This is a genomic window from Gemmatimonadales bacterium, from assembly GCA_036265815.1.
Lineage (GTDB): Bacteria > Gemmatimonadota > Gemmatimonadetes > Gemmatimonadales > GWC2-71-9 > CAVVWJ01.
Genome location: DATAOI010000046.1, coordinates 12,620 through 28,378, shown reverse-complemented (window position 1 = coordinate 28,378; position 15,759 = coordinate 12,620). Strand labels below are relative to the sequence as shown.

Here is a 15,759-nt window from a genome sequence, read left to right as displayed (position 1 = left end):
ACCGGGAGTCGTGAGAATGACCAGGTGCCGACCGCCGCCGTGATGACTGCGACAGCGAGCACGACCGCCGGCTGCCCGAGGGCCAGCGTGACGATCCGGTGAATGGCTGAACGACTCGTGGAAGACAGGTTGGTCGGCACGTCCGGCTCTGCGCTCACTGAGTCGATGCCCCATTGAGAAAGAGCGCGCCGTCCGTGACTACGGACTCGCCGGCCTTGAGTCCCGACGCGACCTCGTAGCGATCGCCCACCCGTCCGCCCAGGTCCACCCGCCGCCGGTCGAACGCGCCACCCACCGCCGCGACATAGACGAACGGCAGGTTCTCGTCATCCCGGAGGACGGCCACCACCGGAACCGTGATGCCCGTTCGTGGTCGCAGGGTGCGGATGGTCACCCGAACGAGCATGTCCCTCCTTAGGAGCCGCCTCGGGTTCGGTACCACGACCCGCACCGCGGTCGCCTTGGTGGCGGGGTCCACCAGGTCGGCGACGTAGTTGACCCGCCCGGGGAGCGTGTCGAATGCCGCATCGGTCGAAATGAACGCCGTCTCCCCGCGCTGCACCGCGCCGAGGTCGCTCTCGAACACGTTGGCCATGACCCAGACGGTCGAGAGATCCGCGATGGTAAAGCACGGCGTGGTGCCAGCCTGGAGGAGCTGCCCCGGCGTGATCAGCTTCTCGACCAGGGTCCCCCCAATCGGAGCGCGGACGGCGGCCTCGGTCGCCGGGACCGGCTTGCCGTCGCGAATCGCGCCGATCGAGGCCTCACCCAGACCCAGCGACCGGAGCTGGGAGAGCGCGGCATCCCGGTCGGCAGTGGCGGCGGCCAGGTCGGTCCGGGCCTGGTCGAGCTCGCTCCGGGCGAGCGCGTCGTTGGCGAAGAGCTGCTCATCCAGCGTGGCGATCCGCTGGGCGTTGTGCCACGCGCCCTCCGCCTTCCGATACGAGGCCACCGCCTCGGCAAAGTCGGGAGAGGCCACGATCGCGAGCGGCTGCCCGCGTTCGACCCGGGCACCCGGAGACACCAGGATCCGCGAGACCGGACCGGAGATGGGCGCGATCACCTGGGTCGATCGGTCGCTGTTGAAGGCGACGGTACCGGTGGTGGTGATGGACGCGTTGAACACGCGGGGCTCGACCTTCTCCAGATGAATCCGCGAGCGCTGGGCCGTGTCGAGCTCGACCGTGCTGGCCTCGACCGTCGAGTTGGCGGCGTGGTCGGCGGGCTCGGCCCGACGGGAGCAGCCGACGACCGCGGCGGCCAGAAGCGCCGAGAGCAGAGTCGAGCCGAGGGCGAGTCTATCGGTCATGGGTATCTCCGGTCTCGAACGTGTCCAGGGGAGTCGCGGCGGCACGTTGAAGATCTGCGCGAGTGCTGTTGGCGGCGGCCAGTGCATCGGTGTACTGGCTCTCCGCCTCGAGCAGGTTCCGCCGCGCGTCGAGCAGCTCCAGCGCCGACGATCCCCCCAGGCCATAGCTGACCGACGCGATGCGGTACGCCTGGCGCGCGAGCGGGAGGAGGGCGTCCCGGAGGTACACCACCTGGCGACGCGCCGCGTCGGCCGCCGCGTAGGCCGCCCTGAGGTCCTGCCCGACTTGTCCCTGGAGGTCTCGGTAGGCCGCCGCGAGCTCGAGCTCGCGATGGCGCGCCTCCCCGATCTCTCCCCGGGAGTGCTGCCAGAAGAAGAGCGGGATGGGAAACGACACGCCGGTGAAGAGGACACCCGGTCCCGGGTCGGCATAGTCGCGACTGATGCCGACCGTCAGGTCGGGGAGCCAGTACTCGCGGGCGAGCCCGGTGGTGGCTCGCGCCCCCTCCTGCTGGCTCTTGAGGTCGCCCAGCTCGGGCCGGGCGGCGAGGGCGGCGGCCTCCAGTCGGGCGAGATCGGGCAGGGCCGGCGGCACGGCCAGTGAGTCGGCCGCCGCGACCGGAGCGCCGAGTGGGCGGCCCACCAGGCGATTCAGCGCGGCCCGCGCGTTCGCGACGTCCCGCGCGTTCGCGATGAGCTGGTTCTCCGCCTGGCCCAGCTCCACCTGCGCCCGGACCAGGTCGAGCTTCGGTGTCGTCCCGGCGTTGTACCGGGCCTGAGCCCGCCGGACGAAGTCCTGGGCCAGGGCCTTGGCCTCACCAAGGTCCCGCTCCCGACGAAGGGCGGCCAGCAGTGAGTCGTAGGTCTGCGACGTTTGCGAGACGATCAGTTGCCGGGTCAGCGCGGCGGAGAAGGTGGCCGAATGAACATCTGCCGTCCCGATGCGGCCTTGCAGCCGGAACTTGTCGACGAACGGAATCGTCAGACTCGCGATCACGCTCCGCTCCGTCGAGCCGCCCGCGCCGAACAACCCGGGGGACTGGTCGAACGCGGCACTGAATGCGGGATCGGGAATCGCCGTGGCCTGCACCTTCCGGGCGCGCGCCTGGGCCACCTGCTCTGCCGATACTTGGAGCTGCGGATTGTGCGACAGCGCTTCGGCGATCGCCCGCTCACGGGTCAGGCAGAGAGAGGCGGTCGGCGCCGGCGCGGTGTCGGCGCTGGGCCGAAGACAGTCGGGCCGGAGCGCCAGCTCGAGCGAGTCGCCCGCGGGGCCCCGCTCGAGTGCGGGCGGCCGAACGGTCGTGTCGGGCTGCTGTCCGAATGCCGCGCTGGCAGAGGACGCCAGTGCACACACCCAGAGGAGGTGTCGCATGCTTTGCCTATGATAGGTGACGAAAACCGGCCGTCAGCTGGCGGCTCGGCTCACTCTCACGGAGAACCCGGGGCTCAGCCTACGACGGGAGGGGCTCGGGAGAAGTTGCTGAAGGAAGGGTCGACACAGGGGAGGGACGCCGGGGCCGGAAGGGCCGCGGTGTGCTGCTCGGCTCCCGAGATCGGGAGCGGTGCCAGTGCCTCCAGTCGGGCATGGAGCGACCGTACGATGCACGCGGGGCAGGTCGCCTCGTCGTGCTTGGCGCGCTCGTGCCCGGGGTCCGAGGGAGCGAAGGCCTCGTGGAGGGAACGTTCTCCGGTGCCGGCGACCACCCGCCCACCCGCATGGTCGGGCACCTCGGTCAACGAAGCCAGCACCATCACGAGCTGGACCACCGCCAGGAGCATGGCGATGATGCGGCGCGCCGGTGACGCGAGGGCCCCGGAGGTGCGGCGGGAAGTCATCGGCAGAAGGGTAAGTCACTTTTCTACAGGGCGCTAGCCCGTTCGCACTGGCCACCGTCTGGAGGATCGTGGTGGGACTTCGGCCGGCGCGCCTCTGCCTGCCCAAGAGAGCTGGCTCCGGGTCGCCCTCGAGAGGTCCGTGTCCGCTCGCAGGGTGGACAAGCCCGGACGCGCTCGCTACACTGCCTGCCAGGCGTCGAGCCCTGTTCGGCCGCATAAGCGCTCTCCTACTCGGGTCTCGCCAGGCCCCCTCCAGCGACAGTTCGACGCGATTCTCGGAAGGCGAGCCCGGCTGCGGGGCGGCGCAACTCGTGATCCCGCATCCCTCGCCCTCGGCTGCGCCCCCGCCGGCGCCTTCGTTGTTGCGCGGCTTCCGCACTTGACACATCAGGATTTCTTGATACGTTGCGCTCATGGCCACGCGAATCAAGACCAATCATGCCAGGGGCGCCGAGCTGTTTCACGCCCTGTCCGACCCGACACGGCTTTCCATTCTCCAGCGCTTGCGCTTCGGCGAGCGCTGCGTGTGCGACCTGACGGATGCGCTCGACGCGGCGCAGTCCCGGCTGTCCTTCCATCTCAAGGTCCTCAAGGAGGCCGGGCTCGTGATGGACCGCCGGGAGGGGCGCTGGATGTACTACACGCTGAATTCTGACGCGCTGGCCGAGGTGGCCGAGCGGATCGAGGCGCTGGCGTCCGCTCCATCGGCAGCGGAGCGCCGGAGCGGCTGCTGCTGAGCCGCCCCTTTTTTCTCCGACATATCAACCTTTTTTGATGAGGTCGAGATGGGCACCGAGGACATCAAGTCCACCGTCCGCGAGCGCTACGGCAAGGCGGCGCTCCAGGTCGCCAGTGGGACGAAGAGTAGCTGCTGCGGCGGAAGCTCCTGCGGAACGTCGGCCGAGGACCCGATCACCTCCAACCTCTACACCGACGCCCAGACGGCAACCCTCCCTGCCGAGGCGGTGCTGGCGTCGCTCGGGTGCGGCAATCCCACCGCGCTGGCGGAGCTGCACGAGGGTGAGGTGGTGCTCGACCTGGGCTCTGGTGGCGGTATCGATGTCCTGCTCTCCGCCAAGCGTGTCGGCCCCAAGGGCAAGGCGTACGGCCTGGACATGACCGATGAGATGCTGGCGCTCGCCCGCGAGAACCAGCGCAAGGCAGGGGTGGAGAATGTCGAGTTCCTGCAGGGCGACATCGAGGCCATCCCGCTGCCCGACGCCTCGGTGGACGTCATCATCTCCAACTGCGTGATCAACCTGTCCGCCGACAAGCGGAAGGTGATCGCCGAGGCATTCCGCGTGCTCCGGCCCGGCGGGCGCTTCGCCGTCTCCGACGTGGTGGTCCGGGGGGATGTTCCGACGGCGGTCCGGTCGAGCATGGAGCTGTGGGTCGGGTGCGTTGCAGGGGCGCTCACCGAGCAGGAGTTTCATGCCCTCCTGTGGGAGGCTGGGTTCGAGACGATCGACATCGAGCCCACCCGCATCTATGAGTTCGAGGACGCGAAGGCCTTCCTCACCGGAGCGGGTCTGGACACGGAGGTGCTCGCGCGTGAAGTCGGCGGCCGGGTCATGGGCGCATTCATCCGCGCCGGCAAGCCCACCGCACCAACGGTAGCGGACAGCAACCCCACTGAGCGGGTGCACGCCTGCTGCGGCCCGGAGTGCTGCGCCTGACGCCCGCCATACACGGAGAAACCAGTGGCGTCGACCTCAGCTGACACAGAGCCGTGAGATACGCACTCATCTCCGACGTGCACGCCAATCTCCCGGCGCTCACGGCGGTGCATGCGGATATCGTGCGACGGAATATCGGTGCGGTGTACCACCTGGGCGACTTGGTCGGGTACGCCCCCTGGCCCGACGAGACCGTCGCGATGATCGCGGGCGCAGGGATACCGGGCGTCGCGGGCAACTACGACTCGACCGTGGCGACCGGCTACAAGCACTGCGGGTGCCGCTACGAGGACCCGCACCAGGAGGAGCTGTCCCACCTGAGTTACGACTGGACCCGGCGACATGTCTCGGCCAAGACCAGGGCGTACTTGGGCGGGTTGCCGTTCCGTATCGACGTGTTGCCCAACGGCGGCCATGTCGCAGGGCCGCGTCTCGTGCTGGTGCACGGGACGCCGACGCTCAATACCCTCTACTGGACCGAGGCCCGGCCCGACGAGTTCTGCTTGAAGATGGCCGGCTACGCCGGGATGAAACCGGGCGACGTAATCGCGTTCGGCCATACCCATAAGCCGTGGCACCGCGAGGTCGGTGGGATGCACTTCGTGAACACCGGCAGCGTGGGGCGCCCCAAGGACGGCGACTGGCGCGCCGGATACGTGCTGTTGGACGTTGGCCAGCGGGCGCCATCGGTGGAGCTCGTCCGGGTCGAGTACGATCTGAATGAGGCCATGCGCGGCATCCGGGCGAGCGACCTGCCGGCCGAGTTCGCGGACGACCTGCGCACCGGTGGGCAGCTGTCACCGACGAGCACTCCCACCCAGGTCTAGATCGCCGTGACGAGGAGAGAAGCGGACAGGGAGGGATTCGAACCCTCGAAACGCTTTTGACGTTTACACGCTTTCCAGGCGTGCGCCTTCAACCGCTCGGCCACCTGTCCCCTTGCGAGGCGGCAACTTAGCGGGCCAGTGGAGGCCCGTCAACGCGACGTGACGCGAGTGCCCCGCAATCATTTCCGCAGCTCGAACTCGGCGCGCGCCTTTGCCAGGACCGCCAGCACGGTTTCCCGCTCCTCCTTCCCGTTCCACCCCGTGTGCCGCTCGACGCCCTGCACGAGCCGGCCGATCCACGCCAGAAAGTACTCGGCGTCCCCCGCCGATCTGATCGGCTGGCCCCCGACGATCACATAGATCGGGCTCGTGGTTGCGTAGGGATAGAGGTCGAGCACAGGATAGACCGCGCGATCGGTTCGCGCCCGGAGCAGATACCAGCCGCTCCGGCGGATCGGCAGCCGGAGATCGACTGAGACTCTGGTCCTGTCACCGGCGAGCGGCACCTCCCGGACGACATCGCCGTTGCCGATGATCTCGAGATGATCGACCGGCACGTTCGACCGCAGCGACACGTGCGCCGTCACCTCGCGCGATCCCGCCGGAACGGCCAGCTCCTGCCCTACCCCGCGATGTTCGATACCGAAATCGAGCAGCGGGCCATTGGTCGCGAAGCTCCGCCCCGCCTCGAGCGAATCCAGCAGCCGGCGCTGGGTCAGCGGTGCGCCGCTCCGCACGTACACCCGGTTCATCCCCACGGGGCCGCGGAGTGAAGCGAAGTTGGCCATGGCATCGGTGCCCGCACCCGCGGGCAGTCGGAAGCCGCAGTTGAGGACCCGGTACCAGACCTTGGCCGTCGCCATCGGATCGTCGACGAATCCCAGTGCCTCGTAGTAGTCCACCTTGCCCAGCGCTACGTCCACCGGGAACTCGGCCGTGAGCGGAGTTGTCGTGTCTTCCGGCGCCGGGTCGCTGTCGAAGGGATGGACGTATCCGGTGACGCCGCCCTCCGCGTGCGCCAGGTCGAGGACCTCGGCATTGGTGGGCACCAGGCTCGCCGCCGCGGTATTGGCATAGCCCGCGTAACCCGGCAGCAGGACGTGGTCGCGCAGGCCAAGCAGACCGACGTGGCCCCAGTAGCTGGTATGGAACTCCTGATCATGGACTACCACGGTGCTCGCGGTCGAGACCGGATCCGGATGGCCCAGGAAGTACCCGATGTCCGGGATCCTGCCCTCCTTATTGACGATGAGGTTCTCCACCAGATGGAGGTCCTCGGCACGGGCCTGCGAGGCGAGATGGGCCGGGGTGTTGCGATAGACGCCGCCGTAGTTCATGTGCACGTGCAGGTCGGCGCTGTACCAGCCGCGGGCCGGGAGATCGTCCAATCGCTCGAGGGCCGCGCTCAGCGTGGTCGCCGCGGGCGGGTGGACCTGCACCGTGCGACTGACGACCCGGTACTCGGGACCGTGGGATACCTCCACGGTATAGCGCCCGGCGGGCAGTGTCAGCGTGGCCCTTCCCGCGACGTGGAAGTAGCCATACTCGAACTTGCGCTCGCCGCGGTCAAACCCGTCGTCCGCGTGGCGCCACGCGTCGTCCGGCGCGAAGCTCCGCCCGTCAGGACCGGTGACCGACACCCGCGCGCTTACGCTCTTACCTGCTTCGGTCACCACCACGTGGAGCGCGCCGACGGCGGACCGGTAGATCCGGTGCTCGGGACACACCTTCTCCCGCCGGCCACCGGGCAGGTCCACCACCCAGAGGGACGTGTTCCCAGCCTCGTTGCTGATGTATGCGATGCGCCGACCGTCGGGCGACCAGCGCGGGGAGGTGGCGTCGAAGTCCCCGTAGGTGAGCTGGAACGGATCGCCACCGTCGGCGGTCATCAGCCAGAGCTGATGCCACTGACGGCCGAGATACGAGCTGTACACGACACGGCGTCCGTCCCGGCTCCAGTCGGGACGGGCCTTCCAGTTGGTCTCCTCGTAGCGCACTTCGCGCATGGCACCACCTGGGTGCGCCGGCATCCGCCAGAATCCGCCGGAGCCCCACACGTGCCCGCGGTTGGAGATCAGCAGGAGCTCGCTCCCATCGGGCGACCAGGAAGGCGAGAGATATTGATCGAGGGTGTTGTAGTAGTACCGCGGGAGTCCGCTCTCGTGGTCCTCGGTGACACGCTCGATGCCTTGCGCTCGGCCCTCCCCGGTGATTGCTGCCGTGAAGACGTGCCAGCGGCCCTGATACGCCGACGAGACGAACGCGATCCGCTCGCCATCCGGTCGCCAGCGCGGCTCCAGATTCACCGAGCCGTCAGCGATGAGGGAAGTGGATGCCCCCGTCGTGAGGTCGAGCAGCCGGAGCTCGATCGCATCGTGCTGGTAGGACGCATAGACGATGCGCCGCCCGTCGGGCGACCAGTCTGGCTGGTAGTCGTATCCCGGCCCATCGGTGAGCTGGTGCGCTTCCCTGCTCCCCAGCCGTTGGCGCCAGAGCGAGCCCTGCATCGAATACACCAGCTCGCGACCGTCCGGGCTCCACGCCACCGACGCTGGGCCGCTGGTGGGCTGGGGGATGTACATCTCGCGGTAGTAATAGGGGTGACGGACTTTGACCTGCTGCAGCACCGGCGCGCGCTGCGCCGGGAGCTCGGACGAAAGCGACACCAGCATCGCGACGAGCGCCAGGCCGGCCGCCCGCCACGGGTGACTGACCCTCACCGGCGTCCCCGCCAATAAATCAGAAGCCCGAGCACCACGAAGAATGCTGCCCCGCCGATCACCTTGAGCCGGAAGAGCCACGGCTCGGCGGTGTCGGCCGGTGGAATGGTCGCGACCACCATGGCGAAGAGAGTGAGCCCGAGCCCCGCGACCCCGGTGAGGGCTGCCGCCGCGCGGCTCCGCGGCACGGCGCCATCGGCGGGCACCGGTTCCCGCAAGCGGATGCCCAGATAGGCGATGAACAGGTAGATGTAGGGGATGAAGTACACCAGCAGCATGGTGTCGAGAATGATCAGATACGCCTTCTCGACCGTCGTGCCTTTACCCAGCACCGAGACCAGCAGGAAGACCGTCGCCAGGACCGCCTGGGTGAGGATCGCCACGTAGGGAGTGCGCCACTTGGGATGCACCCGCCCGAACGCCGGCGGAAAGTAGCGATCCAATCCAATCACGAATGCCACCCGCGCCGGCCCCGCGAGCCAGGCCCCCACGCCGCCTACATTGCCGATCACGAAGAGCGCGGCGGCGATCGACGCGAGCCAGCCGAGGCCAGGGCCAAGCTCCCGGGTTCCCGCCGCCATCGCCTGGAGGAAGCCGGAGACGATCCGCACGTCATGACTGGGGATCAACCAGAGCACGGCGGCGGTCCCCGCCAGATAGACCCCGGCGATCAGCGGCGCCGAGATGAGCACCGACCGGGGCAGCGTCCGTGCCGGATCTCGCACCTCGCCACCCATCACCGCGGCGAGTTCCAACCCGGCAAAGGCGAACGCGATCGAGGCCCAGAGGTTGAGCTCGGAGAGGTTGCCGAAGTTGGGCAGCAGGTCGTGCAGCGACATCGGTGTCGCCGGCGGGCGGGTGAGCGCCGCGTGCATGCCCAGGCCCACGAGCAGCAGGGCCGGCAGATAGGTGGCGATGGCCCCGAAGTTCTGCAGCCAGCGGCCGGTGCGCACCCCGACGATGTTGAGCGCCACCGCGAACCAGAGGACGCCCAGCGTGGCCGGCAGCACATAGATCCAGCGGTCGGCCAGTCCGGTCTCGCCCTGACCGAACGCGTAGGTCCCGACCACGGCAGTCGCGATCAGCAGGTTCGGATAATAGAGGATGTTGTTGACCCAGTAGCACCAGCCGCAGAGGAAGCCGTGCCCGTCTCCGAAGGCGCGTTTGGTCCAGCAGTAGATGCCGCCTTCCTCGGGATAACGGGCCGCCATATCGTTGACGGCGAGGCCTTGCGGGATGAAGAAGAGCAGCGCCGCCAGAATCCACAGCGTGATCGAGCTGGGCCCCGCCGCCGATGCCGTGGCGACCCAGCGAAGGCTCACCACCGCTACCAGGTTGAAGAGCACCATGTCCCGCAGGCCGAGCACGCGGGTCAGACCGGTCGATTCACGCTCGGCGGTTGCGGTCATCGGTGGGCTCAAGCCTTGAGGAAGAGACGCTGAGGATCCAGCACGTCACGCAGCAGGCGGAGCTCGCGGTCGGTGGGCGGATCGACCGCGCCGAGCTGGGGGCGGACCCGGAGCGGCCAGCCGACGCCATCCCGGACCTCGTCAGCGGTGACCCCGGGGTAGAGTGAGGCGAGTGCGAGCTCGCCCGTGTCCGGCTCGGCCTCGAGGATGGCCTTGTCAGTGACCACCTTGACCGGACCGGCGCCGGGCATGCGGAGCTCACGGCGAGTGTGACCATCGACCCGGTGGCCCGGGCTGGTGACGAAGTCGACGCGCTCGGGAAACGCGCGGCGGTTGAGCCGGCTGATCACCAGCGTCCGGCGCGCGTGAATGGCGATCTCGGCGGCCCCGCCGCTTCCCGGCAGCCGGACGGACGGATGCTCGTAGGCGCCCACCACGGTCGTGTTGATGTTGCCGTACCGGTCGATCTGCGCGCCGCCCAGGAAACCGACCTCGATCCGGCCGTTCTGCAGGAAACATTGGAAGACGTCCGCCATCCCGCAGACCATGAGGGAGCCGGTGACCAGCGACGGGTCGCCGATCGAGACGGGCAGCCGCTCGGGCACGGCGCCCACGGCCCCCGACTCGTAAATGAGGACCAGCCGGGGCGCATGCAGCGCCCGGGCGAGATTGCAGGCCAGGTTGGGCAGCCCGATCCCGACGAAGACGACCTCCCCGTCCCTGAGCTCTCGAGCCGCGACGGCGGCCATCATCTCGCTGGGAGTGTGGGTCACCTAAAACCCATAGTTCACCCCCGCGCACACCTGCTCTCCCGCCCGAAGCCTCGCGAGCCCGCCGCACTTGGCCACGTAGGCTGCCCGGTCCGGCACGCCGTACACGAACTCGTCCAGATAGCGCCCGAGCGCCGCCTGGTCTCGGGAGATCCCCTCCCAGGCGACGTAGAACTCGTTGTCCCGGTCGTAGTAACCCTGAGCGTAGGAGGGATGCGCGCCCCAGGGTTCCACCACGACCGCGTCCACCACGATCCCGGGAATCAACGTCCGGTTGGGATCGGCGCGGATGACGCGCTCGTCCACCAGCTCCTCCACCACCACGATCACCCGGTCCGAGGCGAAGGCCGCTTCCTTCTGCACACCAAGAAGGCCCCAGATCTGGGTGTTCCCCTCGGCATCGGCCCGCTGCGCGTGCACGATGGTCACATCCGGGTTGAGCGCCGGCACGGTGGCCAGCAGCTCGCCGGTATAGGGGCAGGTGATCGTCCGAATCCTGGGGTTTGCGGCGGGAAGATCAGTGCCCATGTAGTTGCGCATGGTCCAGAACGGGAGTCGCGCGGCGCCGGCGCTCAACCGCGCGACCATGCCGAAGTGGGAGTACTCCTCGATCTCGAGCGGGGGCTCGCCCCGCTCCACCGCACGGCGGAATGCGTGCAGGGAGCCGGCCCCGGGATTCCCCGCCCAGGAGAAGACCAGCTTGCGGGCGCAGCCGGCGGCGATCATCTGATCGTAGATCAAGTCGGGGGTGAGCCGGCAGAGCGTGAGATCCCGCCGGCGCTGGCGGATGATCTCATGGCCGGCCGCGAAGCAGATGAGATGGGTGAAGCCCTCGATCACCACCGTGTCGCCATCGCGCACCTGCGCGGCGATGGCCTCCCGCATGGTGGTGACCTTAGAGCCACCGCTCAATCGAGCTCGTCCAGGATGGTGTCGATCATACCCAGCGCCGTGTCCACGTCCTCGCCGTCCACCACCAGCGGTGGCGCCAGCCGGAGCGCGCTCTTGCCGGCGCCGAGCAGGAGGAGCCCGCGCTCGAACGCGCGCTGCACCAGATGGTGCACCAGTTCGGGGGCGGGGTCACGCGTCGCGCGGCTCTTCACGAACTCGACCCCGACCATGAGCCCGACGCCGCGTACGTCCCCGATGCACTGATGCTTCTGCGCCAGGGTCCGGACCCCTGCCTGCAGGCGCTCGCCCATCGTGACGGCGTTGGCCATGAGCCCGCCCTCGACCAGATCCAGTGTCGCGAGCGCGGCGGCACAGCAGACCGGATTGCCGCCGAACGTCGAGCCATGGGACCCACTTTCCCACGTGGTCACCGATTCCTTGGCGATCATCGCCCCGATCGGCATGCCCGAGCCGAGCCCCTTGGCGGTGAGCAGGATGTCCGGCTCGACGCCCTCGTGCTCGCAGGCCCACATCTTTCCGGTGCGGCCGACCCCGCACTGAACCTCGTCGGCCACCAGCAGGATGCCGTGGCGATCGCAGATCTCGCGCAGCCAGCGGAGCCAGCCGGGCGGCGGCACCACGTAACCACCCTCGCCTTGAATCGGCTCGACGAAGATGGCGGCGACGTCGCGGGGATCGAGATGACGGCTGAAGAGCTCCTGCTCGATCGCGTCGATGCATCCCCGCGTGCACTCCGGCTGATCGGCGCACCACTGACACCGGTACCGGTAGGCGTAGGGTACGTGATGCACGTCCGGGAGCAGGGGTCCGAAGCCGGCGTGCTGCCGAGCCTTGCTGGAGGTGAGGCTCACCGCGCCGGTGGTGCGGCCGTGGAACGCCCCGCGGAACGCGATGATGGCGGTGCGGCGCGTGGCGTAGCGGGCCAGCTTGATGGCGGCTTCGACCGCCTCGGTCCCGGAGTTGGTGAGAAAGACCCGTTTCTTCGAGGCACCCGGAGCGCTCCGCGCCAGCCGCTCGCAGAGGACGGCCATGCTCTCGTAGTAGAAGTCGGAGCCGCAGATGTGAAGGAAGCGGTCGGCCGCGTCCTTGACGGCGGCTACCACCTTGGGATGCCCGTAGCCGGTGGACGAGACCGCGATGCCGGCCATGAAGTCGAGGAACCGGTTCCCGTCGACGTCCTCCACCATCGCGCCCCGTCCGCGCGCCACCACCAGGGGATACTCCTTGATGTAGCAGGTGGAAGTCCAGGTGGCGTCCCGGTCGACGATCTCCCTGGCCCGGGGACCCGGCGGCGCGACGACGATTCGGGGATAGTCTCTCACGCTGGCTCCTCGATGATGGTGCGACTCTGCTCTCGCATGAACTGGGCGACGTAGTACGGCCCGCAGCCGCCTTTGCCGGTGGAGCCTGAGCCCTTCCAGCCGCAGAACGGCTGGGCACCGGGCCAGGCGCCCGTGGTGGCGCCGGTGCGCTTGTTGGCGTAACAGACCCCGGCCTGGACCTCGTCGAAGAAGCGCTCGACCTCGGTCCGCTCGCCCGAGAAGATGCCGGCGGTCAACCCGTAGTCCACGGCGTTGGTCTCGGACAGCGCCTGGTCGAGACTCTCCACCTCACCGACCGCGAGGATGGGGACGAAGAGCTCCTCGCGGAAGAGCGAGCTGGTGAGCGGAACCCGGGCGATGGTAGGGGCAACGAAGTGTCCCCGGTCGAAAATCCCGCCGGCGAGCCGCGCGCCACCCAGCAGCACGGTCCCTTCGGCCCGGGCCTGCGCCGCGGCGCGCTCGTAGCGCTCGACCGCGCGCTGGTTGATCACCGGCCCGAAGAAGACGTCGCGCTCGGAGGGATCGCCCATGCGGATGGCGCGGGTCTTCTCCAGGAGTCGCTGCACGAACGGCTCCGCCACCGCCCGATGGACGTAGAGCCGGGAGGTGGCGCTGCATTTCTGGTTCTGCAGGCTGAACGCCGAGCGCATCACTCCTTCCGCCGCCGCGTCGAGATCGGCGCTTGGCAGTACGATGGCCGCGTTCTTCCCGCCCAGCTCCAGCAGGCAGGGCTTGATCCACCGTCCTGCGAGCCCGGCGTGAATCCGCATCCCGACGGCCTTCGATCCGGTGAAGACCACACCGTCCACCCCGGGATGCTGCCACAAGGGGTCACCGATCTCCTCCCGGTGGCCGATCAGCAGGTTGAACACACCGGCCGGGAGTCCCGCGTCACGATAGACCTCGTACAGCCGGAGCCCGGTCCATGGTGTGTCCTCGGCCGGCTTGTAGACTACCGCGTTGCCGGCGGCCAGCGCGGCCGAGGACATGCCGGCCGACAGTGCGAGCGGGAAGTTGAACGGCGCGATGCAGGCGAATACGCCATAGGGCCGCAGAACGTCGGTGTTGCGCTCGACCGGAGTGATCCGTCCCATCGGGCGGACGAATCCGTCCGCGTCCTCCACCTGCTGGCAGTAGTAGTCGATCAGGTCGGCCGACTCCTCGGCGTCACCCATCGCTTCCAGCCGGCTCTTGCCGACCTCGAGACTCATCACGGCCGCGAGATCGTATTTCCGCTCCCGTATCAGCCCGGCCGCCTGTCGGAGTCGGGTCAGACGTTCGCGCCAGGGCCGTCGGCCCCACTCGGATTGCGCGCGATGGGCTGCGGCCACCGCGCGGTCCACATCTTCCCGTCGGGCGGCCGCGAACCGGCCGAGGACAAGACCGGTATCGATGGGGGACCGGTCCACCAGCGGCTCCAGCCGGGTCTCCACCGCCTCGCCATCGATGTAGAACGGGTGCCGCCCACCGGCCGACGCCCGGACCCGGTCCAGGGCCTGATCGAACAGGCGGTGGAATTCGGCCAGATCGCCGCTGGCCGAGGTGTAGGTGATCTTGGTCGTCGCGGTCATTGCCTCGCTCCGATCCGCTCCCCGGTGGCGCGGAGCGCCTGCCCGAAGAGCCGGACCATCTCCTCGATTTCTGACTCGGTCACCACGAACGGTGGCGCGAGCATGGCGAGATCCCCATCCCGGCCGTCGGCCTGCCCCACGTTCGGCCAGACCACGAGGCCGGCATCCAGCGCCGCCGCGGCGAACGTCTCGGCGAACCGGACCGAGCGCGGGAAGGGGGCGCGGGTGGACTGGTCGGCGACGAACTCGATGCCTGCCAGCAGCCCGCGGCCACGCACATCACCCACGAACGGGAGATCTTTGAGCGCCGCCAGCCGCCCGTGGAAGAGCGGCGCCATCGCGGCGCATCGCTCGACCAGCTTGTGGTGACGCAGATAGCGCAGGGTGGCCACACCAGCCGCACACAGCACGGGATGATGGGAGTAGGTCTGCGCATGAAGCAGCCCGCCCGACCCGCCGGCCAGCACGTCCACCAGCCGCCGCGGCGCGATCACGGCCGACAGCGGAGCATAGCCGCCACTGATGCCCTTGCCCAGCGTCATCAGGTCCGGCACCACTCCGTACGGCTCCAGCGCTGACCACGTTCCGGTTCGGCCCGCCCCCGTGAGCACCTCGTCCGCGATCAGCAGCACCGAGTGCCGGGTGCAGGCCTCACGAACCCGCCGCCAGTACTCGGGCGGCGGGACCGAGGCCCCGGTCGAAGATCCGCCCACCGGCTCGGCGATGACCGCGGCCACGCTGGCGCTGCCCTGACCGACGATCGCGGCTTCCACCGCCTCCCCGCTGCAGGCCGGGCAGTACGGCGGCGAACCCGCACATTCGCATCGGTAGGGGTACGGTGCGGGGACCCGCACCACGTCCACCAGCCATTCGTGGAAGTAGGTTCGGTAGTGCTCCCGGCCGGAAGCGGAGAGGGCGAGGAGCGTGTTCCCGTGGTAGCCCGGTGTGAGGGCGATGACCTTGTGCTTGCCGGTGCAGCCTGCCTCGACCCAATACTGGCGGGCCAGCTTGAGGGCGGCTTCCACCGCCTCGGACCCGCTGGACAGGGGATAGACCAGCTCCAGGTCGCCCGGCGAGCGCGCGGCGAGCGCGGCGGCCAGTTCCTCGACAGCGTCATGGGTGAACGCGGTGCCGTTCACATAGGCCAGTTGGGCGGCCTGCCGGGCCATCGCATCGGCGATCTCTCCGACGCCATGGCCCACATTCGCCACGAACGCGCCGCCGCATCCGTCGAGGTAGCGGCGGCCTTCCGCATCGAACAGCCAGCACCCTTCCCCCCGGACGATGCGCGGATAGGACCGCGTCAGCTTCCGGTAGAAGACGTGGGAGTCCGGGTAGGCGTGGCTGGTCATTGAGGTGGCGCGGCCGGACCCCGTCGGTGGGCTCCCGGGGCCGCGGGCGGAA

Annotated in this window: 13 protein-coding genes and 1 tRNA gene; 3 read left to right on the top strand and 11 right to left on the bottom strand. The window is 68.9% G+C overall.

Features of this window, described 5'->3' with window-relative positions; genetic code table 11:
* Window positions 1-154 precede the first annotated feature (154 nt).
* From VHR41_09635 to VHR41_09625, 3 genes are all read right to left on the bottom strand, one after another.
* Entirely contained in the window at window positions 155-1,309 is a 1,155-nt protein-coding gene (locus VHR41_09635) for an efflux RND transporter periplasmic adaptor subunit (protein ID HEX3234447.1), read from the bottom strand.
* Window positions 1,299-2,684 carry a TolC family protein gene (locus VHR41_09630; GenBank protein ID HEX3234446.1) on the bottom strand — a complete coding sequence of 462 codons (1,386 nt, stop codon included), beginning with the start codon at window positions 2,682-2,684 and terminating at the stop codon, window positions 1,299-1,301. Before VHR41_09630 ends, VHR41_09635 begins: the two co-directional genes overlap by 11 nt.
* 74 nt (window positions 2,685-2,758) lie before the next feature.
* Window positions 2,759-3,148 (bottom strand): hypothetical protein, encoded by a 390-nt coding sequence (locus VHR41_09625; protein ID HEX3234445.1) that lies wholly within the window; start codon window positions 3,146-3,148, stop codon window positions 2,759-2,761.
* A gap of 413 nt (window positions 3,149-3,561) precedes the next feature.
* Between VHR41_09625 and VHR41_09620 the strand changes: the two genes are divergently transcribed.
* The 3 genes from VHR41_09620 to VHR41_09610 are packed head-to-tail and all read left to right on the top strand — an operon-like array spanning window position 3,562 to window position 5,651.
* Complete coding sequence (locus VHR41_09620; GenBank protein ID HEX3234444.1) at window positions 3,562-3,885, top strand: metalloregulator ArsR/SmtB family transcription factor; 324 nt, start codon at window positions 3,562-3,564, stop codon at window positions 3,883-3,885.
* Window positions 3,886-3,933: 48 nt separating this feature from the next.
* A complete protein-coding gene (locus VHR41_09615) occupies window positions 3,934-4,824 on the top strand; it encodes an arsenite methyltransferase (GenBank protein ID HEX3234443.1) in 891 nt (296 codons plus the stop codon).
* A 53-nt stretch (window positions 4,825-4,877) separates the two neighbouring features.
* Window positions 4,878-5,651 (top strand): metallophosphoesterase family protein, encoded by a 774-nt coding sequence (locus VHR41_09610; GenBank protein ID HEX3234442.1) that lies wholly within the window; start codon window positions 4,878-4,880, stop codon window positions 5,649-5,651.
* Window positions 5,652-5,673: 22 nt separating this feature from the next.
* On the opposite strand, the gene VHR41_09605 is transcribed toward VHR41_09610, so the two are convergent.
* The 8 genes from VHR41_09605 to VHR41_09570 all read right to left on the bottom strand — a co-directional run bounded on the left by VHR41_09605 (window position 5,674) and on the right by VHR41_09570 (window position 15,707).
* Window positions 5,674-5,761: transfer RNA gene (locus VHR41_09605), tRNA-Ser, on the bottom strand.
* A gap of 69 nt (window positions 5,762-5,830) precedes the next feature.
* Window positions 5,831-8,371 (bottom strand): CehA/McbA family metallohydrolase, encoded by a 2,541-nt coding sequence (locus tag VHR41_09600; GenBank protein HEX3234441.1) that lies wholly within the window; start codon window positions 8,369-8,371, stop codon window positions 5,831-5,833.
* Complete coding sequence (locus tag VHR41_09595) at window positions 8,368-9,780, bottom strand: APC family permease (GenBank protein HEX3234440.1); 1,413 nt, start codon at window positions 9,778-9,780, stop codon at window positions 8,368-8,370. The genes VHR41_09600 and VHR41_09595 overlap by 4 nt, the downstream gene beginning before the upstream one ends.
* An 8-nt stretch (window positions 9,781-9,788) precedes the next feature.
* Window positions 9,789-10,553, bottom strand: coding sequence for a CoA-transferase (locus tag VHR41_09590; GenBank protein ID HEX3234439.1), 765 nt, complete (start codon window positions 10,551-10,553; stop codon window positions 9,789-9,791).
* Window positions 10,554-11,462: a CoA-transferase gene (locus VHR41_09585; protein HEX3234438.1), complete on the bottom strand. Its 909-nt coding sequence runs from the start codon at window positions 11,460-11,462 to the stop codon at window positions 10,554-10,556.
* On the bottom strand, window positions 11,459-12,784 hold the full coding sequence (locus VHR41_09580; protein ID HEX3234437.1) for an acetyl ornithine aminotransferase family protein: 1,326 nt from the start codon (window positions 12,782-12,784) through the stop codon (window positions 11,459-11,461). Before VHR41_09580 ends, VHR41_09585 begins: the two co-directional genes overlap by 4 nt.
* Window positions 12,781-14,355, bottom strand: coding sequence for an aldehyde dehydrogenase family protein (locus VHR41_09575; protein ID HEX3234436.1), 1,575 nt, complete (start codon window positions 14,353-14,355; stop codon window positions 12,781-12,783). The genes VHR41_09580 and VHR41_09575 overlap by 4 nt, the downstream gene beginning before the upstream one ends.
* Window positions 14,352-15,707, bottom strand: coding sequence for an aspartate aminotransferase family protein (locus tag VHR41_09570; GenBank protein ID HEX3234435.1), 1,356 nt, complete (start codon window positions 15,705-15,707; stop codon window positions 14,352-14,354). Before VHR41_09570 ends, VHR41_09575 begins: the two co-directional genes overlap by 4 nt.
* Between the last annotated feature and the right edge of the window lie 52 nt (window positions 15,708-15,759).